The following is a 17,965-nucleotide window of genomic DNA, read 5'->3' as shown; positions in this document are numbered from 1 at the left end:
AATTAACGATGACGATTGCAAATTTTGCATCTAGTCGGAGTAGATAAAGGAGAGGCCCGCCTCCGAGTGGGAGACGGGCCTCAGGTTACGCCAGGGAGTCAGCGCTTGGCGTTTGCGAAAATCTGATCGAAGGCGCCGCCATCGGCGAAATGCGCGGCCTGAACCCGCTTCCACCCGCCGAAATTGCGATCGATGGTGAAGAGCTGCAGGCGCGGGAAGCGGCCGGCGTATTTGGCGGCGACAGCCTTGTCGCGCGGACGATAGTAGTTCTTCGCGATAATGTCCTGCGCCTGGGGCGTGTAGAGGAAGCGCAGATAGGCCTCGGCCTGCTTGCGCGTGCCCTTCTTGTCGACATTGCGATCGACGAGGGCGACCGGCGGCTCGGCGCGGATCGAGACGGAGGGGACGACGATGTCGAACTTGCCGCCGCCCAACTCGTTCACCGCGAGGAAGGCCTCGTTCTCCCAGGCGAGGAGGACGTCGCCCTGGCCGCGCTGCACGAAGGTGGTGGTGGCACCGCGCGCGCCGCTGTCGAGGACGGGCACGTTCTTGAAGAGCTTGGTCATATAGGCGCGGGCGCCCGCATCCGAGCCGGAGGATTTGCGCGCGTATCCCCAGGCGGCGAGGTAGTTCCAGCGCGCGCCGCCCGAGGTCTTCGGGTTGGGGGTGATGACGCCGACACCCGGACGGATCAGATCGCCCCAGTCCTTGATGCCCTTCGGGTTCCCCTTCCGCACCAGGAACACGATGGTCGAGTAGTATGGCGTCGAGTTCTGCGGCAGGCGGGCCTGCCAGTTGGCGGGCAGCAGCTTCCCCTTCTCCGCGATCTCGTCGATGTCATAGGCGAGGGCCAGGGTGACGACGTCGGCGGGGAGGCCGTCGATCACCGACCGGGCCTGCTTGCCGGAGCCGCCATGGCTCTGCTTGATCGAGAGGGTCTCGCCTGTCTTGGCCTTCCACTGGGCGGCGAAGGCGCTGTCGATGGCTTTGTAAAGCTCGCGCGTCGGATCGTAGGAGACGTTGAGCAGTTCGACGGCTGCAGCCGGACGGGCCACCAGCGGTGCCGTGGCCGCCAGGGCGAGCAGAAACGCAGTCTTGATGGGCCGCAGGTTCATTCAGACCAGATCCTTTAGTGCGATCCGGGCTAAAGTCTACTGTGTGTATAGACTATGAAGAATTGCTTTGGCCGGCGCGAGTTGCCCTTCACGCGGGATGTTGCGGCCGGCGGATGGCCGCAGACGCCCCTCGATCAGTCCATCCAGCAACGCCTGACCCTCGGGCCAGTTGCCGAGGCCGCTTTCCGAATTGAGGTGTCCGAGATCGCCCGCGTCGATCAGCGTGCTGCCCCAGAAAGAGGCCATGTCGCGCGACCGCTGGAAGGCGGCGTAGGGATCGTTGCGGCTGGCGACGAGGTAGGAAGGGAAGGGCAGCGCGTGGCGCGGCGTGGGGGCGAAATCGCCGAGCGCGCGGCCGCCGCAGCCGTCCACATCGGGCGGCGCGACAAGGAGGGCGCCCGCGACCGGCGCGCCGTAGGGCTGGCCGGAGAGTGCCGCCCACCAGGCGACGGCGAGGCAGCCGAGGCTGTGCGCGACGAGGATCACCGGCGGGCGGGCGGAGGCGATCGCGTGATCGAGCTTGGTCACCCAGGGATTGCGGCGCGGATCGGCCCACATGCCGAGTTCGACGCGCTGGCAATCGCCACGCTCCCGCTCCCACAGGGTCTGCCAGTGATCCGCGCCGGAATTGTTCAGGCCGGGGATCGTCAGCACCACCGGCGCGCCGGCGCGATCGTCGAGGTCGCCGTGGATCATCGCTCGCTCTCCCGACCGGCGACTCATCGGCCGGCTGGAGAGAAGCTATGCCTAGTTCACCGGTAGACAACCGGGCCGCAGTGGGGCGTGCGTCCGGGCGGTTCAGCCTTGCGGCAAGATGAAGGCAGGATGAACGTCAGCCCTCGGCGTGCTCCCTCGCCGCGGAGCCTTCCTCCTCGGCCGGGTCGTCGGGCGGGTTGGGGAGAGGGTCGGCGAGCGTGATGCCGTCGAGGACGCGGGCGGTCTCGTCGCGGACCTGGAGCATGATGCGGTGGAGCCAGCAATCCTTTTCGGGCAGGCAATTGTCGCATTGCTTGTGGTTGTAGCGGCTGGCGCAGGGGACGAGGGCGAGCGAACCGCGCGTCATCCGGACGATGTCGCCATAGCTGACGTCGACCGGGGGAACGGCGAGCCAGTATCCGCCCTCTCGCCCGCGCCGCGTTGCCACCATGCCGGCCCGCGACAGCTCGGACAGAATGACGGTCAGGAACTTCGCCGGGATGTTCTGCGCGCCGCAGATCTCGCTCAACTGGACCGGACCCTGGCCGTAGCGGGCAGCGAGGTGCTTCAAGGCGCGCATGGTGTAGCGGGTCCGTTGCGACAACATTCCTGACGCCTGCCCCTTCTTCGACCCTTGGGCGAGCGGCGAAGCGGTGCTTCCGCGCGCTCAATCATTTCCATGTTTCACTACACGGCGGCTTGAGAATAGCTAGGGCCTCTTGACCGTCTTCGTGCCCTCGTGAAGGGACGGCCAATCGTCAAAAGGGTTCCGTTCTTGTCCACCCGCCTCGACCCTGTCCCGGCGCAGGGTGTCCGTATGGTCGAGCCCCCACGCCGTCGGCGCGGCCGGCGTTCCGCCATGCCCGGCTTCGGTCTGACGATGGGCATGACGCTGCTCTGGCTGGCGCTGGTCGTGCTGATCCCCTTGAGCGCGGTGTTCATCCGGTCCTTCGGGCTGGGGCCGAGCCATTTCGCGCGGGTCGCCTTTTCGGAACGGACGCTGGATGCCTATCGCCTGAGCTTCGGCGCGTCGCTGTTCGCCGCCGCGATCAATGCGGTGTTCGGGCTGCTGATCGCCTGGGTGCTCGTCCGCTACGATTTCTGGGGCAAGAAGCTGATGTCGGCCTTTGTCGACCTGCCCTTCGCCCTGCCGACGGCGGTTGCGGGCATCGCGCTGACGGCGATCTATGCGGATACCGGCTGGATCGGTGCGCCGCTCGCCGCGATCGGGATCAAGGTGGCGTATACGCCGCTGGGCGTGGTGATCGCGCTGATCTTCATCGGCCTGCCCTTCGTGGTGCGGACGGTGGAGCCGGTGCTGGAGGACCTCGGCAAGGGGATCGAGGAGGCGGCCGCGACGCTCGGCGCGGGGCGGGGGCGGATCTTCCTGTCGGTGATCCTGCCGGAGATCGCGCCGGCGCTGCTGACCGGCTTCGCGCTCGCCTTCGCGCGGGCGGTGGGGGAATACGGGTCGGTGATCTTCATCGCGGGCAACGTCCCCTTCGTGTCGGAGATCGCGCCGCTGATGATCATCACCCAGCTGGAGCAGTATGACTATGCGGGCGCCACGGCGATCGCGACGGTGATGCTGCTGGCGTCCTTCGCCCTCCTCCTCATCATCAACGTCATCCAGGGACGCGAGCGGCGGAGGCTGGGCGGGATATGAGGGCGGCGACCGGCGAACCGCGGCCCGTCCGCATCACGCTCATCCTGCTGGCGCTCGCCTGGCTGGGGCTGATCATCCTGTTGCCGCTCGTTTCCGTGTTCGTGGAGGCGTTCCGCAACGGATGGGCGGCGTACCAGAATGCGGTGCTGGAGCCGGATGCGGTTTCGGCGATCAAGCTGACGCTGCTGGTCGCGGCAATCGCGGTGCCGTTCAACACGGTGTTCGGGATCGCGGCCGCCTGGGCGATCGCCAAGCATGATTTTCGCGGCAAGGACTTCCTGGTCAGCCTGATCGACCTGCCCTTCTCGGTCTCTCCGGTGGTGGCGGGCCTGATCTACATCCTCGTCTTCGGGATGAACGGGTGGCTGGGGCCGTGGCTGCGCGCGCATGACGTGGAGGTGGTTTTCGCCGTGCCTGGCATCGTGCTCGCCACCGTCTTCGTCACCTTCCCCTTCGTTGCGCGCGAACTGATCCCGCTGATGACGGCGCAGGGGCGGGATGAGGAGGAGGCGGCGATCACGCTCGGCGCGGGCGGGTGGCAGACCTTCAGCCGCGTGACCCTGCCCAACATCCGCTGGGGCCTGCTCTACGGCATCCTCCTCACCAACGCGCGGGCGATGGGCGAGTTCGGCGCGGTGTCGGTGGTGTCCGGCCATATCCGGGGCGAGACCAACACCATGCCGCTACATGTCGAGGTTTTGTACAACGAGTATAATTTCGTCGCCGCCTTCGCGGTCGCCTCACTGCTGGCGGGGCTTGCGCTGGTAACGCTGGCGCTCAAGAGTTTCCTCGAATGGCGGCATCGCGACGCCATCGCCGCTGCGGGCCACTGACCAGATGACCATCACCATCGAGAATGTCGCCAAGACCTTTCAGGCGCATAGCGCGCTGAACGGGGTCAGCATGGAGGTGGAGGACGGGGCCTTCGTCGCGCTGCTGGGTCCTTCCGGTTCGGGCAAGACGACGCTGCTCAGGATCATCGCGGGGCTGGAGAGCGCGGATGCGGGCCGCATCCTGTTCCACGGTGAGGACGTGACCGACCGGCCGGTTCAGAAGCGGGGCATCGGCTTCGTGTTCCAGCAATATGCGCTGTTCCGCCACATGACGGTGGCGAAGAACATCGCCTTCGGCCTCAATGTGATGAAGCGGTCGCAGCGGCCGGGCAAGGCGGAGATCGCGGCGCGGGTGGAGGAACTGCTCGGGCTGGTGCAGCTGCCCGGCCTCGGCGCGCGCTATCCGGCGCAGTTGTCCGGTGGTCAGCGCCAGCGCATCGCGCTGGCCCGTGCGCTGGCGCGGGAGCCGAAGATTCTGCTGCTGGACGAGCCGTTTGGTGCGCTCGACGCCAAGGTGCGGCGGGAACTGCGCGATGGGTTGCGCGAGATCCACGACCGGGTGGGCCTGACCTCGATCTTCGTCACGCATGACCGCGAGGAGGCGTTCGCGCTCGCCGATAAGGTGGCGATCCTGAACGATGGGCGGATCGAGCAATACGGCGCGCCGGGCGAGATCGAGCGGGCACCAGCGAACGACTTCGTTCGGGCGTTTATAAGTTAGGCTGTCCATCCCGATATTGGTTGAGCCGTCCATCCCGAGCGCAGTCGAGGGATGTCCGCCAAGCGGAGCCGAGGCGTGCAGCGGGTGGAGCATCTCGACTTCGCTCGATGATCGTCCTCGACTTCGCTCGGGATGGGCGGTTTTCCAAAGTCGTACCGAAATTCCCCACGCCGTTGGCCCTGAGCTTGTCGAAGGGCCAGCGGTAACGGTGGCGCTGGGGCTTCGACAGGCTCAGCCCGAACGGGCTTGGCTGGTACGCTTCGCTTCGGAACGACTCCCCCGGCTGTGGATTGAATCGCCCCGGTAACGGTCAGGAGGCGGTTCATGGCGGCGCGCGCATATTGGCAGGGGCAGATCCGCCTCGCGCTCGTGTCGATTCCGGTCGAGATCTATTCGGCGACGCGGAGCGGGGCGAGCGTCGCCTTCCACCAGATCCACGAACCGTCGGGCAAGCGCATCAAGTACGAGAAGGTCGTGCCCGGTATCGGACCGGTCGATCTCGACGAGATCGTAAAGGGTTTCGAGGTGTCGAAGGGCGAGTACGTCCTGCTCGACCAGGACGAGATCGAAGGCGTCAAGCTGGAGAGCAAGAAGACGCTGGAGCTGATGCAGTTCGTCGATCGCGACGAGATCGACATGATCTATTTCGACAAGCCGTATTACGTCGTGCCGGCCGACGATCTGGCCGAGGAGGCATTCGTCGTGCTGCGCGAGGCGTTGCGTAAGACCGGCAAGATCGGGCTGGGGCAGCTCGCCATGCGGGGCCGCGAGCATGTCGTCAGCCTGAAGCCCTGCGGGCGCGGCATGGTGCTGGAGACGCTCCGCTACGCCGACGAGCTGAACAAGGCGCAGAGCTATTTCCGCGACATCGGCGATACGAAGCCGGACGAGGATCTCCTCGACCTCGCTACCAGCCTCATCGACAAGAAGGCGGGCAAGTTCGACGCGAGCGAGTTCCATGACCGCTATGTCGATGCGCTGAAGGGCCTGATCGAGAAGAAGGTGAAGTCGAAGGGCAAGAAGATCGTCGAGGACAAGAGCGACGCGCCGAGCGGCAAGTCGAACGTCATCGACCTGATGGCGGCGCTGAAGAAGAGCCTGGAGAAGGGCGGCGCGAGCGAGCCGGCGACCACGAAGGCCCCGGCCAAGGCACCGGCGCGGAAGAAGGCGGAGACGGCGGCGAACGATACGGCGGCGGAGAAGAAGCCGGCACCACGGCGGACGGCGCGGAATGCGGCGGCGAAGCCGGCGGCGCGGAAGCGTGCGTAGGGTGCGGTATTCATCCTCCCCATGCGAGCATGGGGAGGGGGACCGCCGCCGCAGGCGGTGGTGGAGGGGCGGTGCGCAGCACCGGGTTCGCCGGCCCCTCCACCAGCTTCGCTGGTCCCCCTCCCCATCTGCGATGGGGAGGATTTGAGTGGCTGATCCGCTTGCCCGGTATAACGCCAAGCGCGACTTCGCGAAGACCGCCGAGCCCGCCGGCAAGGCCGCGGAGGGCGACACCCACGTCTTCATGGTGCAGAAGCATGATGCGACGCGGCTGCACTGGGATTTCCGGCTGGAGCTGGACGGGGTCCTGAAGAGCTGGGCGGTCACGCGGGGGCCGAGCCTGGACCCCGACGACAAGAGGCTGGCGGTGCGGACGGAGGACCATCCGCTGTCCTACGCGACCTTCGAGGGGACGATCCCCAAGGGGCAGTATGGGGGCGGCACGGTGATGCTGTGGGATCGCGGCACATGGACCCCGCATCCGGGGAAGGACCCGCGCAAGACGATCGAGGAAGGGCACCTCCACTTCACGCTGGACGGCGAGCGGATGAAGGGGGAGTGGATCATGATCCGCCTGAAGCCGCGCGGACGCGAGAAGGGCGAGAACTGGCTGCTGCGCAAGGTGGCGGATGCGTATTCCGCCGAGGGGAACGGGCTGGTCGAGACGGCGCTGACGAGCGTTGCGACCGGGCGGACGATGGCGGAGATCGCGGCGGGGAAGGTGGTGCCATCCGCCTCTTCTTCGTCACCCGCAGCTGCCTCGTCATCCCCGCGAAAGCGGGGATCGCGGTCCACAAGGGATACTCCTGCTGACAGCGATCCCCGCCTGCGCGGGGATGACGGAAACAAGAGGCATAAGAGTGGCAAGCTCCCGGCCTTTCAGGACGTGCAGCTTGCTACCCTCGTGGACTCCGTGCCGAGCGGGTCCGAGTGGATCCATGAGGTAAAGTATGACGGTTACCGCGCGCTGATCGCGGTCGGGGGCGGGAAGGCGAAGGCGTATACCCGCTCGGGTCTCGACTGGTCGGACAAGTTCGCGAGCGTCGTCGCGGCGGCGAAGGACCTCGACGTCGGCAGCGCGCTGATCGACGGGGAGGTGGTGGCGCTGGACGGCGAGGGGCGGCCGAGCTTCGGGGCTCTGCAGGAGGCGCTGAAGGATGGCGGCGCCCTCGCCTTCTTCGCCTTCGATCTGCTGGAGCAGGATGGCGAGGATCTGACCGGCCTGTCCAATGTCGAGCGCAAGCGGCGGCTGTCGGCGCTGATCGGCCCCGGGGCGGGCGTGATCCGCTATGCCGAGCATATCGCCGGCGAGGGCGAGAAGCTGTTCGAGACGCTCTGCGGCCAGGGGTACGAGGGTGTCGTTTCGAAGAAGGCGGCGGCACCCTATCGCGGGCGGCGGACGCAGGCCTGGCTGAAGGTCAAGTGCATAAAACGGCAGGAATTCGTCATCGTCGGCTGGTCGGGCAGCGACAAGGGGCGGTCGTTCCGGTCGCTGCTATTGGGCGTGAACGAGGGCGGGGCGCTGCGCTATGCCGGCCGGGTGGGGACGGGGTTCAACGCCCGCACGCTGGAGGAGATCGGCGGCAAGCTGGCGAAGATCGCGCGGAAGACGCCTGCGCTGGAGGTGCCGCGCGCGTCGGCCCGGGGCGTGCATTGGGTCGCGCCGAAGCTGGTGGCGGAGATCGCGTTTACCGAGTTCACGGGGGAGGGGGTGCTGCGGCATCCGAGCTTCCTGGGGCTGCGCGAGGACAAGGCGGCGGAGGATGTGGTCCGGGAGGAGCCGGGCGAAGCGCCTCCGAAGACGAAGGCGCGCTCGCCTGCGGCGCGCAACCCCTCTCTCCAGCCCTCTCCCGCAAAGGGAGAGGGGGCTTACTTCGGGGTGAAGCTCTCCAACCCCGATCGCCTGATCTATCCGGAGGCGAAGATCACCAAGGGCGACCTCGCCGACTATTACGCGCAGATGGCCGAGCCTTTCCTGCGCTGGGCGGCGAAGCGGCCGATGACGCTGGTGCGCTGTCCTCAAGGGCGAGGAAAACAATGCTTCTTCCAGAAGCATGACAGCGGGTCGTTCGGCGAGACGGTGGCCAAGGTGCCGGTCAAGGAGAAGGACGGGTCGGTCGAGGACTATCTGTATCTGTCCGATCCGAAGTCGGTGCTCGCCTGCGTGCAGATGGGGACGATCGAGTTCCACGGCTGGGGATCGCCGGTCGACCCGCTGGAGCATCCCGATCGCATGGTGTTCGACCTCGATCCCGATGAGGGCCTCGACTTCGGCGATGTGAAGAAGGCGGCCGTCAGGCTGCACGATCTGCTGGCGGAACTGGGGCTGGTCAGCTTTCCGATGCTGTCGGGGGGCAAGGGCATCCATGTCGTCGTGCCGCTGGACATGTCGGCGGACTGGGTGGCGGTGAAGGACTTCGCCAGCCGCTTCTCCAAGGCGCTGGGCCAGGCCGATCCCGAGCATTTCACCGCCAATATGAAGAAGGTCGAGCGCAAGGGCCGCATCTTCCTCGACTGGCTGCGCAACCAGCGCGGGGCGACGGCGGTGATGCCCTGGTCCGCCCGCGCGCGGCCGAACGGGCCGGTGGCGGTGCCGGTCAACTGGAACGAACTGGACGGTTTTGACAGCCCCGCCGCCTTCACCGTGAAGATGGGCGACGACCTCCTCGCCCGCGCCAATTCGGAGGCGCTGGCGGGGTGGGGCGTGGCGGACCAGGCTTTGCCGGACTACTGACCAGTCACGGGGCGGCAGCATGACGAGAGGGTTCAGCCCTCGCGGCCGGAGCGTTATTGCCGCCCGAGCACCGCGCGCCGCTGACCATAGGCGAAGTAGATGACGAGGCCGATCGCGTTCCAGATCAGGCACCAGGTCAGCGTCTTTGTAGGCAGGCTGAGGAACAGATAGGCGCAGCCGGCGACCGCGCCGGCCCCTACCAGCAAACCCAGGGGAGCGCGGAAGGGACGCGGCGCGTCGGGCGCGCGGCGGCGCATGACGATCAGGCAGAGGCCGACCGCCGAGAAGGCGAGCAGGGTGCCGGCATTTGCGAGTGCTGCGATCTGGTCGATCGGCAGGACGCCGGCGATGATCGCGACCAGAACTGCGGTCATGATCGTGATGCGCGTCGGGGTTCCGCGTCGCGAGATGCGGGCGAGGCCGGTGGGCAGGAAGCCGTCGCGCGCCATGACCAGGAAGATCCGGCTCTGGCCGTAGAGGAAGCCGAGCAGGACGGTCGGCAACGCGATCACGGCGGCGATGGCGACGATCTTAGCGATACCGTTCTGGTCCATCTGGCGCAGGATCAGGGCGAGCGGCTCGGGGCTGTCCGCGAAGTTCAGGTAAGGCACCGCACCGACCGCCGAGGCGGCCACGGCGACGTAGATGACGGTGCAGGCGAGCATCGATCCGACGATGCCGATCGCGAGATCGCGATCCGGGTTCTTCGCCTCCTCCGCCGCGGTCGAGATCGCGTCGAAGCCGTAGAAGGCGAAGAAGATGATCGCCGCCGCCGCCGTTACCCCCCGCGCGACGCCATCCGGGTCGGTACTCTTCGCAAAGCCGTGGGGCATGAACGGCTGCAGATGCGCCGCATCGAAGGCGGGCAGGGTGACGGCGACAAAGAGCGCGAGCGTCGCGATCTTTATGACGACGAGGATCGTATTGAGCCGCGCGCTCTCCCTGGTGCCGAAGGAGAGGAGGGCGGCGACCACCGCGATGATCAGGATCGCTGGCAGGTTGATGAGGCCGCCGAGCTCCGGCCCCTGCGTCAGGCGGAGCGGAAAGCCGATCGAGGTGAGAAGCGGCGCGGCATAGCCCGACCAGCCGACCGCGACCGTCGACACCACCAGCGAATATTCGAGGATCAGGCTCCACCCCACCACCCAGGCGATCAGCTCCCCGAGTACCGCATAGGAGTAGCTGTAGGCGCTGCCCGCCGCCGGCATCATCGTCGCCATCTCGGCATAGGCAAGTGCCGCGCAGGCGCAGACCGCACCCGCGATCGCGAAGGACAGCAGGACCGCCGGCCCCGCCCGATCCGCGCCGACACCGATGAGCGTCAGGATGCCGGTCCCCACGATCGACCCCACGCCGAGCGCCAGGAGGTGCGGCCAGGAGAGGGTCGCGGGAAGACGATCGGCGTGAGGGGCAGCGGCGAAGGACTTGCGCCGATTCCAGTTTGCCATGCGGTCGTTCTTTCCTCGTCGCTCCCCTTCTTCATTCCCGATCCCACAACTGGTAACAAGGGGTGAGCGCAGCGGCGTGGCCGCAAGCGCATACACTTGCGCTACCGCTCTCTCGTCGTTATAACGTACGTATGAACGCACTGAAGATCGTCAAAGTCGGCAATTCGTCTGCCGTGATCCTGCCCAAGGAACTGTTGGCCACGCTACGGGTCGGGCAGGGGGATACGTTGTACGCCAGCGAAGCACCGGACGGAGTGCGACTGACCGCCTCCAATCCTGACTTCGAAGCGAAGATGAAGGTTGCGGAGAAAATCATGCGTGAGGATCGAGATATCCTCCGCGTGCTGGCACAGTGACCGGCGAAGGTGACGGCGCCTGATCGGACCGAGCCGGCTTGGCTTGATGCGGCCGTGGCCTTGGCCATCCACGATCGCCAACTTGCAGAACATGGGGGCGGATCGGGTGTTCGGGACGCGGGCCTGCTGGAGTCAGCGCTTACAAGGCCGGTCAATCGCTGGGTATATGGGGAGGATGACCGCTGCACGCTTGCGGCCGCCTACGCCTTCGGCGTCGCGCGCAACCATCCCTTTGTGGATGGCAATAAGCGCACCGCCTGGGTTTTGGCGCGCGTGTTCCTGGCGTTGGACGGGGTGGAACTCGCCTTCGCAAAGGAAGATGCAATCGACGTTATGCTCCGGCTATCGGCTGGTGAGCTGTCCGAGGAGGAACTAGCCGACTGGTTCCGCCAGCATCTGGCATGAGTTCCGAGTGGCAGATACCGTCATTGCGAGCGTCGCGAAGCAATCAGGGCCGCAGTGGATTGCTTCGCTAAGCTCGCAATGCCCATCTCAGTCCAAACTATTCCGACTCGCCGGCCGACTTGCTCTGCAGCTGGATGTAGTTCGGCAGGCCCATCTGCTTGATCATGTCGAACTGCTTTTCGAGATAGTCGACATGCTCCTCCTCATTGTCGAGGATGTGGAGGAAGAGGTCGCGGGAGACGTAGTCGCGCACCGTCTCGCAATGGGCAATCGCATCGCGCAGCAGCGGGATCGCCTCGTTTTCGAGCGCCAGGTCGGCCTTCAGCACTTCCTCGACATTCTCGCCGATCTTCAACCGGCCGAGCAGCTGGAAGTTGGGCAGGCCGTCCAGGAACAGGATGCGCTCCGCCAGCTTGTCGGCGTGCTTCATCTCGTCAATGGATTCACCATATTCGAACTTCGCCAGCTTCTGCACGCCCCAGTGATCGAGCAGTCGATAGTGCAGGAAATACTGGTTGATCGCGGTCAGCTCGTTCTTGAGCGCCTCGTTGAGGAAGTCGATGACCTTGGCGTCACCCTTCATGGTCTGTCTCCGGCCTGTAGGATGACGGCCGGATACACCTGAATGCTTGAGAAACGAAGCGCGAACGACTCGCGAAATGTTTGATTTTCAGCCGCTTTTGCTAGGCGTTCGCACGTTCCGAGGCGATGATCTCGCGCGCGAACGGAAAGCACTGGCCGCAACGGGCGCGCCGCCCAAGGCTGGCATAGGCGCTGCACGGATCCGCGCAGCCGGTCCGGGCCGCGGCCCGTACATCCTTTTCCCTGATGGCATTGCAGACGCAAACGACCATGAAACGACGACCCTCTCCGATCTTGCGAATCGTTCCTAACACTCATGCGAGTGTGTCGCAATAGATTCGGAGAGGGTCTCTTCAGGTCAGCGGGCGCAGAGGACGTCGCGGAGCGGGAAGCTGCGGTTGCCCTTGGTGGCGGCGGTGAGATCGACGAGGTTCGACACCTGCACGCGGGCGCGTGAGGCGTAGGCGGCGCTGGAGTAACCCGCCTGCTTGCAGAAGGTATCGGCGGTGGTCTTGTCGTTGCTGCCGGCCGCGATCTCCAGCTGGCCGAGTGTCGGCCGCGCGAAGAAGGCGGTGTCCTGGCCGACCGTGCCCTTGCCCGCGTCGAGTGCGGAGAGATCGACCTTCACCGGACCGGCGGTTGTGGCGGTCCCCGTCGAGGTGGTCGCCGTCGTGCCGGTAGTAGTGGCGGTACTGGTTGTCGGAGCCGCGGCCTCCGCAGAGGTGCGCAGGGACACGATGTTGCCGCCGAGGCCGAAGAGCGCGAGCGCCTTCTGATCGCTGGTCAGCGTCTGGCAGGTGCCGGCGTACTTCACGTCGGGGCAGACCTGCCATGAACCGGAGACCCGCGCGGATTGCGCGCGACGGGCGAAGCCGACGCTGTTGAGATCGGGGGTGGCGGTGGTCACCGTGACGCTGCGGCCGGCGAAGAAGGGCAGTTCGTAGAGGGTGACCTGACCCGCCGTCTGGGCGAGCGCGGGAGTGGCGGTGAGCGCGGCGATCGCGATCAGGGTTGCGCGCATGTGTCTTCGGCTCCTGCAGTTTATCCTCGGTCAGGAGCGCTTGCAGGGCGGATTGGTTTCAATCTCGTCCGACGCCGTTCGCCCTGAGCTTGTCGAAGGGGCAGGGACAACGGTCGCCCCGGGGCTTCGACAAGCTCAGCCGGAGCGGGGCTGGAAGGTACTTACAGACACGCCTCAAGGTACGGCGCGTCGAAGCCGAACTGCTTGGCCTTTTCCAGCGTGTACGGCCGCAGACCCATCGCGCGGTACTCGCCGATGATCTTGCCGTCGGTCGTCTCGTCCAGATACTCGAACTTGAAGAGTTCCTGGGTGACGATCACCGGGCCTTCCATGCCGATCACCTCGGTGATGTTGGTGACCCGGCGGGAGCCGTCGCGGAGGCGCTTGACCTGGACGATGAGGTCTACCGAATCCGCGATCTGGCGGCTGATCGCCTCCTTCGGCACCTTGATGTCGGACATCATCACCATGTTCTCCATACGCGCGAGGCATTCGCGCGGGGAGTTGGAGTGGAGCGTCGCCATCGATCCGTCATGGCCGGTGTTCATCGCGGCGAGCAGGTCGAAGCACTCGCTGCCGCGGATTTCGCCCAGGATGATGCGGTCGGGCCGCATACGCAGCGCGTTGATGACGAGATCGCGGATGGTGATCGCGCCATTGCCTTCCAGATTGGCCGGGCGCGTTTCGAGCGGGAGCCAATGCGGCTGCTGGAGCCGGAGCTCGGCGGCGTCCTCGATGGTGATGACGCGCTCGCCCGGATCGATCATCTTCGACAGCGCGTTCAGCATCGTCGTCTTGCCCGAGCCTGTACCGCCGGAGATAACGACGTTGAAGCGGCAGGCGCCGGCGATCTTGAGCGCGGTCGCCATGGCGGTCGACATCGATCCGCCGCCCGCCATCATGTCGAGCGTGATCGGCTTGGCCGAGAACTTGCGGATCGAGATGGCGGTGCCGCGCAGCGACAGCGGCGGCACGATGACGTTGACGCGGCTGCCGTCCGGCAGGCGGGCGTCGGCAAGCGGGGTGGTCTGGTCGACGCGGCGACCGACCTTGTTCACGATCCGCTGGGCGATCTGGAACAGATGCTCCTCGTCGCGGAACTGGATCGGGGCGAGGACCAGCTTGCCCTTCTTTTCGATGTAAGTCTGGTCCGGCCCGTTGACCATGATGTCCGAGATCTCGGCATCGGCCAGCAGCTCTTCGAGCGGCCCGAGCCCCAGCAGCTCGTCGACCAGTACCTTTTCCAGCGCGAACTGCTCGCGGCGGTTGAGGGTGAACTTCAGCTCGGCGAGAACCTCGCCGATGATCGGGCGGAACTCCTCGGCCAGCTCGTCCTTGCTGAGCGTCGCCGCCGCCTCCGGGTCGACGCGTTCGAGGAGGCGGGGGAGGACCTGTTCCTTGATGCGGTGGACCGACGCCTCGAATCCTTCGGCGCGGCTCGATCCGGCGTCGCCCGACGACGCCTCTCGGCTGGCGAGGCGGGCCATCGCGTCCATATGCGGCGCGACTTCGGCGATCTCGCTGGCAAGCTTGTCGGCGTCGAGCGGCCCGGACGGTGTCGCGGGCGCATCGGCCTGCATCGGGCGGGCCACGCCGAAGGCCGGCCGTGCCGCCGCGCCGCCAGTCAAACCACCCCTCCGTCCAAATGCGCTCATCTCGTCCCGCCGCTCAGAGCCGGCGCTTCGTCACGCCGGTGGAACGGTGAATAGGCGCTTAGGCTTGATAACTTCCTAATCGCACACGCAAACAGATGTTGCGGGGGAGGGGAAAAGCCGGGCGTTGCGCGAATGGATCCTGACGTCCGTCAGGATGACGTTGCGCGTCAGGCCGCTTCGACGACCTGTTCGGCGAGCACGGTCAGGCCCTTTTCGTTGACCTCGGCGAAGCCGCCCTCGACATGGATGCGCACCGGGGCGGCGTTCGCGCTCGAATAGATCGCCAGTTCGCCCGGGCGCACCACCGACATCAGCGGGGCATGGCCGGCCAGGACGCCGAAATCACCCTCGGTGCCAGGCACGACGACCATGTAGACGTCTTCGGCACGGACCAGCTTTTCCGGGGTGACGAGCTCGAAATGAAGGTCGGCCATCTCAGTGATTCGCTTTCTCTGACTTGCTGACGACGACCAGCAATTGCAGGCCGCTGCCGTCGTTCATGGAGCGGGCAGGGCCGCTGAACATCATCTTCACGCCGGGCACGGCGACCGACCGGAACCTGTCGAGCGCCACCTGGCCAGTGCCTTGCGCCAGCTTCAGCGGGCTCTCCGACGTCCAGGCACCGGATTGCAGCAACGATGCCGCCAGGAGGCCACGCGCGGCGGGGACACCGGGATTGTCGCCGGCGAAGACGCGGCAGACGTCCCTGTCCGCATAGCTCGTGACCCAGACCACGCCATCGCCGCCGTCCACCCGATAGTCGCTCGCCTGGCCCCAGTCCGGCGGAGCGGGCACGTTCGCCAGCATCGGCACCGCGCCGCCGCTATGCAGCCCATCGGCCGCAGAGACGGCGAAGCCCGCCGGCGTGACCATCCGCGCCATGCAGGCGCCGATCGCGGTGGAAAGGCGCGCCACCAGCGGCCTTGCGGAGACCTGATGCACGGGCAGCGCGGCGGGCGTGTTCGCCGCCGCAGCCGCCAGAGCAATCAGGCCGCCGAATGCCATCGTGTCAGGCGGCCTCGGCCGCGAGCTTCTGCGCCTTCGCGACCGCCTCGTCGATGCCGCCGACCATGTAGAAGGCGGCTTCCGGCAGGTGATCGTACTCGCCCTCGACCACCGCCTTGAACGACTTCACGGTGTCCTCGATCTGCACGAACTTGCCGCTGATGCCGGTGAAGACCTCGGCGACGTGGAACGGCTGAGAAAGGAAGCGCTGGATCTTGCGGGCGCGGCTGACGGTCAGCTTATCCTCTTCGGACAGCTCGTCCATGCCAAGGATGGCGATGATGTCCTGCAGCGACTTGTACTTCTGCAGCGTCTCCTGAACCGCGCGGGCGGTCTCGTAATGCTCTTGCCCCACGATGCGCGGCTCCAGCACGCGGCTGGTCGAATCGAGCGGGTCGACGGCCGGGTAGATGCCCAGCTCCGAGATCGCGCGGTTGAGCACGGTCGTCGCGTCGAGATGGGCGAAGGAGGTCGCCGGCGCCGGATCGGTCAAGTCGTCGGCGGGGACGTAGATCGCCTGCACCGAGGTGATCGATCCCTTGTTGGTCGAGGTGATCCGCTCCTGCAGCGCCCCCATGTCGGTCGACAGGGTCGGCTGGTAGCCCACGGCCGAGGGGATGCGGCCGAGGAGCGCCGACACTTCCGCGCCCGCCTGGGTGAAGCGGAAGATGTTGTCGACGAAGAAGAGCACGTCCTGGCCCTCCTGGTCGCGGAAGTACTCGGCGATGGTCAGGCCGGAGAGGGCAACGCGGGCGCGGGCCCCCGGCGGCTCGTTCATCTGGCCATAAACGAGGGCGACCTTGGAGCCTTCGGAGATGGCGTTGCCCTCGGCATCCTTGGCGATGACGCCCGCGTCGAGGAACTCGTGATAGAGATCGTTGCCCTCGCGGGTCCGCTCACCGACGCCCGCGAACACCGAGGTGCCGCCATGGCCCTTGGCGATGTTGTTGATCAGCTCCTGGATCAGCACGGTCTTGCCGACGCCCGCGCCGCCGAACAGGCCGATCTTGCCGCCCTTCGAATAGGGGGCGAGGAGGTCGATGACCTTGATGCCGGTGACGAGGATCGAGCTTTCGGTCGACTGATCGACGAACTCAGGGGCCTTGGCGTGGATGGGGGCGGAGAGGTCCGTGCCGACGGGACCGCGCTCGTCGATCGGCTCACCGACGACGTTGAGGATACGGCCGAGCGTCTTCGGGCCGACGGGCACGCGGATCTGCGATCCGGTGTCGGTGACCTCCTGACCGCGGGTCAGACCCTCGGTCGAATCCATCGCGATGGTGCGGACGGTGTTCTCGCCGAGGTGCTGCGCGACCTCGAGGACGAGGCGCTGGCCCTGGTTGGTGGTTTCCAGCGCCGAGAGGATCGCCGGCAGCGCGTCGGGGAAGGTCACGTCGACGACGGCGCCGATGACCTGGCTGATGCGGCCCACGTTGTTCGTGGCGAATGAGAGATCGGTTGCCATGCTCGTTCTTCCTGCCTTCTACCTTCGTCATCCCAGCGAAAGCTGGGATCGCCCGTCGCGGGCCATGTCCTTCGTTTCGACGCGACCCCAGCCTTCGCTGGGGTGACGGCTGAATTCAGAGCGCTTCCGCGCCCGAGATGATTTCCACCAGCTCGGTCGTGATCGCGGCCTGGCGGGTGCGGTTGTACTGGATGGTCAGCTTGTTAATCATGTCGCCGGCGTTGCGCGTCGCGTTGTCCATCGCGGTCATGCGGCTGCCCTGTTCGGACGCGGCATTCTCCAGGAAGGCGCGGAACAGCTGGATTGCGATGTTGCGCGGCAGCAGCTCGGCGAGGATCGACTCCTCATCCGGCTCATACTCGGTCACCGCCGATACGCCGCTGGCCTCGCTCGCGGCCGGGATCTGGACGGGGATGATCTGCTGCTCGGTCGGGATCTGCACCAGCGCCGACTGGAACTTGGCGTAGAACAGATGCGCGACGTCGAACTCGCCGGCTTCGAAACGGGCGGTGAGGTCCTGCGTGACTTCGAGCGCATCGGTGAAGGCGACGTTCTTGATGTGGGTCTGGTCGACCTGATGGACGATCGTGCCGGGGAAGGTACGGGCGATCACCGGCCGACCCTTCTTGCCAATCAGGTAGAAGCGGACCGTCTTCCCCTCGGCGATCAGCTGATCCGCCTTCTTGCGCGCCGCGCGCACGATGTTCGCGTTGAACGCGCCGGCAAGGCCCCGCTCCGACGTCGCGACGACCAGGAGGTGGACCTGGTCGCGCCCGGTGCCGGCGAGCAGCTTGGGGCTCTCCGGACCGATGGTGACCTTGGAGGCGAGCGAGGACATCACCATCGCCAGCCGCTCGGCATAGGGACGGCCGGCCTCGGCCGCCGCCTGCGCGCGGCGCAGCTTCGCCGCGGCGACCATCTTCATCGCCTTGGTGATCTTCTGCGTCGACTTCACCGAAGCGATGCGGATCTTGAGTGCCTTGAGGCTGGCCAT

At 66.3% G+C, this 17,965-nt stretch carries 19 protein-coding genes; 7 read left to right on the top strand and 12 right to left on the bottom strand.

What is annotated here, in order from left to right; all coding sequences use genetic code 11:
* Nucleotides 1-98: 98 nt before the first annotated feature.
* The 3 genes from ACM608_RS12510 to ACM608_RS12500 form a co-directional block, all read right to left on the bottom strand.
* The gene (locus tag ACM608_RS12510) at nt 99-1,115 is read right to left on the bottom strand and encodes a sulfate ABC transporter substrate-binding protein (RefSeq protein WP_419683546.1); all 1,017 of its coding nucleotides are present in this window, start codon (nt 1,113-1,115) and stop codon (nt 99-101) included.
* 36 nt (nt 1,116-1,151) lie between these two features.
* Complete coding sequence (locus tag ACM608_RS12505) at nt 1,152-1,811, bottom strand: RBBP9/YdeN family alpha/beta hydrolase (RefSeq protein WP_419683545.1); 660 nt, start codon at nt 1,809-1,811, stop codon at nt 1,152-1,154.
* 136 nt (nt 1,812-1,947) lie between these two features.
* Nucleotides 1,948-2,418 carry an RrF2 family transcriptional regulator gene (locus ACM608_RS12500; RefSeq protein WP_419683544.1) on the bottom strand — a complete coding sequence of 157 codons (471 nt, stop codon included), beginning with the start codon at nt 2,416-2,418 and terminating at the stop codon, nt 1,948-1,950.
* Between the two features lie 252 nt (nt 2,419-2,670).
* On the opposite strand from ACM608_RS12500, the gene cysT reads away from it, so the two are divergent.
* From cysT to ligD, 5 genes are all read left to right on the top strand, one after another.
* Nucleotides 2,671-3,477, top strand: a complete 807-nt coding sequence (cysT, locus tag ACM608_RS12495; RefSeq protein WP_419683543.1) for a sulfate ABC transporter permease subunit CysT — start codon at nt 2,671-2,673, stop codon at nt 3,475-3,477.
* On the top strand, nt 3,474-4,310 hold the full coding sequence (cysW, locus tag ACM608_RS12490) for a sulfate ABC transporter permease subunit CysW (RefSeq protein WP_419683542.1): 837 nt from the start codon (nt 3,474-3,476) through the stop codon (nt 4,308-4,310). Before cysT ends, cysW begins: the two co-directional genes overlap by 4 nt.
* A 4-nt stretch (nt 4,311-4,314) precedes the next feature.
* On the top strand, nt 4,315-5,031 hold the full coding sequence (locus ACM608_RS12485) for a sulfate/molybdate ABC transporter ATP-binding protein (protein ID WP_419683541.1): 717 nt from the start codon (nt 4,315-4,317) through the stop codon (nt 5,029-5,031).
* Nucleotides 5,032-5,355: 324 nt separating this feature from the next.
* The gene (locus ACM608_RS12480) at nt 5,356-6,300 is read left to right on the top strand and encodes a Ku protein (RefSeq protein WP_419683540.1); all 945 of its coding nucleotides are present in this window, start codon (nt 5,356-5,358) and stop codon (nt 6,298-6,300) included.
* Between the two features lie 148 nt (nt 6,301-6,448).
* On the top strand, nt 6,449-9,034 hold the full coding sequence (gene ligD / locus ACM608_RS12475) for a DNA ligase D (protein WP_419683539.1): 2,586 nt from the start codon (nt 6,449-6,451) through the stop codon (nt 9,032-9,034).
* Nucleotides 9,035-9,087: 53 nt separating this feature from the next.
* Here ligD and ACM608_RS12470 read toward each other — a convergent pair whose 3' ends face one another.
* Nucleotides 9,088-10,482: an amino acid permease gene (locus ACM608_RS12470; protein ID WP_419683538.1), complete on the bottom strand. Its 1,395-nt coding sequence runs from the start codon at nt 10,480-10,482 to the stop codon at nt 9,088-9,090.
* 131 nt (nt 10,483-10,613) lie between these two features.
* On the opposite strand from ACM608_RS12470, the gene ACM608_RS12465 reads away from it, so the two are divergent.
* Entirely contained in the window at nt 10,614-10,838 is a 225-nt protein-coding gene (locus tag ACM608_RS12465; protein ID WP_419683537.1) for an AbrB/MazE/SpoVT family DNA-binding domain-containing protein, read from the top strand.
* Nucleotides 10,839-10,847: 9 nt separating this feature from the next.
* A complete protein-coding gene (locus ACM608_RS12460) occupies nt 10,848-11,243 on the top strand; it encodes a type II toxin-antitoxin system death-on-curing family toxin (RefSeq protein WP_419683536.1) in 396 nt (131 codons plus the stop codon).
* A gap of 97 nt (nt 11,244-11,340) precedes the next feature.
* Here the strand turns inward: ACM608_RS12460 and bfr are convergent, their stop codons facing one another.
* The 8 genes from bfr to ACM608_RS12420 form a co-directional block, all read right to left on the bottom strand.
* Nucleotides 11,341-11,826 carry a bacterioferritin gene (gene bfr, locus ACM608_RS12455; RefSeq protein ID WP_419683535.1) on the bottom strand — a complete coding sequence of 162 codons (486 nt, stop codon included), beginning with the start codon at nt 11,824-11,826 and terminating at the stop codon, nt 11,341-11,343.
* 100 nt (nt 11,827-11,926) lie between these two features.
* Nucleotides 11,927-12,097 (bottom strand): (2Fe-2S)-binding protein, encoded by a 171-nt coding sequence (locus ACM608_RS12450; RefSeq protein WP_419685194.1) that lies wholly within the window; start codon nt 12,095-12,097, stop codon nt 11,927-11,929.
* 86 nt (nt 12,098-12,183) lie between these two features.
* Nucleotides 12,184-12,846 carry a beta/gamma crystallin-related protein gene (locus ACM608_RS12445; protein WP_419683534.1) on the bottom strand — a complete coding sequence of 221 codons (663 nt, stop codon included), beginning with the start codon at nt 12,844-12,846 and terminating at the stop codon, nt 12,184-12,186.
* Between the two features lie 161 nt (nt 12,847-13,007).
* Entirely contained in the window at nt 13,008-14,501 is a 1,494-nt protein-coding gene (locus ACM608_RS12440; RefSeq protein ID WP_419683533.1) for a CpaF family protein, read from the bottom strand.
* Between the two features lie 167 nt (nt 14,502-14,668).
* On the bottom strand, nt 14,669-14,935 hold the full coding sequence (locus tag ACM608_RS12435; protein WP_419683532.1) for an ATP synthase F1 subunit epsilon: 267 nt from the start codon (nt 14,933-14,935) through the stop codon (nt 14,669-14,671).
* Between the two features lies 1 nt (nt 14,936).
* Nucleotides 14,937-15,506, bottom strand: coding sequence for a hypothetical protein (locus tag ACM608_RS12430; RefSeq protein WP_419683531.1), 570 nt, complete (start codon nt 15,504-15,506; stop codon nt 14,937-14,939).
* 4 nt (nt 15,507-15,510) lie between these two features.
* Complete coding sequence (gene atpD, locus ACM608_RS12425; RefSeq protein WP_419683530.1) at nt 15,511-16,971, bottom strand: F0F1 ATP synthase subunit beta; 1,461 nt, start codon at nt 16,969-16,971, stop codon at nt 15,511-15,513.
* Between the two features lie 115 nt (nt 16,972-17,086).
* Complete coding sequence (locus ACM608_RS12420) at nt 17,087-17,965, bottom strand: F0F1 ATP synthase subunit gamma (RefSeq protein ID WP_419683529.1); 879 nt, start codon at nt 17,963-17,965, stop codon at nt 17,087-17,089.

The sequence above is a fragment of the Sphingomonas sp. ID0503 genome, from assembly GCF_048565625.1.
Classification (GTDB): domain Bacteria; phylum Pseudomonadota; class Alphaproteobacteria; order Sphingomonadales; family Sphingomonadaceae; genus JBLZUR01.
The sequence above is the reverse complement of the archived record's forward strand: the minus strand, read 5'-3'. Positions and strand labels throughout refer to the sequence as shown.

Bases quoted from the DNA above. Each gene is read 5' to 3' on its own strand.
- cysW (WP_419683542.1), top strand. From the start codon at position 3,474: ATGAGGGCGGCGACCGGCGAACCGCGGCCCGTCCGCATCACGCTCATC.
- atpD (WP_419683530.1), bottom strand. From the start codon at position 16,971: ATGGCAACCGATCTCTCATTCGCCACGAACAACGTGGGCCGCATCAGC.
- cysT (WP_419683543.1), top strand. From the start codon at position 2,671: ATGCCCGGCTTCGGTCTGACGATGGGCATGACGCTGCTCTGGCTGGCG.
- ACM608_RS12445 (WP_419683534.1), bottom strand. From the start codon at position 12,846: ATGCGCGCAACCCTGATCGCGATCGCCGCGCTCACCGCCACTCCCGCG.
- ACM608_RS12470 (WP_419683538.1), bottom strand. From the start codon at position 10,482: ATGGCAAACTGGAATCGGCGCAAGTCCTTCGCCGCTGCCCCTCACGCC.
- ACM608_RS12420 (WP_419683529.1), bottom strand. From the start codon at position 17,965: ATGGCCAGCCTCAAGGCACTCAAGATCCGCATCGCTTCGGTGAAGTCG.
- bfr (WP_419683535.1), bottom strand. From the start codon at position 11,826: ATGAAGGGTGACGCCAAGGTCATCGACTTCCTCAACGAGGCGCTCAAG.
- ACM608_RS12510 (WP_419683546.1), bottom strand. From the start codon at position 1,115: ATGAACCTGCGGCCCATCAAGACTGCGTTTCTGCTCGCCCTGGCGGCC.
- ACM608_RS12465 (WP_419683537.1), top strand. From the start codon at position 10,614: ATGAACGCACTGAAGATCGTCAAAGTCGGCAATTCGTCTGCCGTGATC.
- ACM608_RS12435 (WP_419683532.1), bottom strand. From the start codon at position 14,935: ATGGCCGACCTTCATTTCGAGCTCGTCACCCCGGAAAAGCTGGTCCGT.
- ACM608_RS12430 (WP_419683531.1), bottom strand. From the start codon at position 15,506: ATGGCATTCGGCGGCCTGATTGCTCTGGCGGCTGCGGCGGCGAACACG.
- ACM608_RS12485 (WP_419683541.1), top strand. From the start codon at position 4,315: ATGACCATCACCATCGAGAATGTCGCCAAGACCTTTCAGGCGCATAGC.
- ACM608_RS12440 (WP_419683533.1), bottom strand. From the start codon at position 14,501: ATGAGCGCATTTGGACGGAGGGGTGGTTTGACTGGCGGCGCGGCGGCA.
- ACM608_RS12505 (WP_419683545.1), bottom strand. From the start codon at position 1,811: ATGATCCACGGCGACCTCGACGATCGCGCCGGCGCGCCGGTGGTGCTG.
- ACM608_RS12450 (WP_419685194.1), bottom strand. From the start codon at position 12,097: ATGGTCGTTTGCGTCTGCAATGCCATCAGGGAAAAGGATGTACGGGCC.
- ACM608_RS12480 (WP_419683540.1), top strand. From the start codon at position 5,356: ATGGCGGCGCGCGCATATTGGCAGGGGCAGATCCGCCTCGCGCTCGTG.
- ACM608_RS12500 (WP_419683544.1), bottom strand. From the start codon at position 2,418: ATGTTGTCGCAACGGACCCGCTACACCATGCGCGCCTTGAAGCACCTC.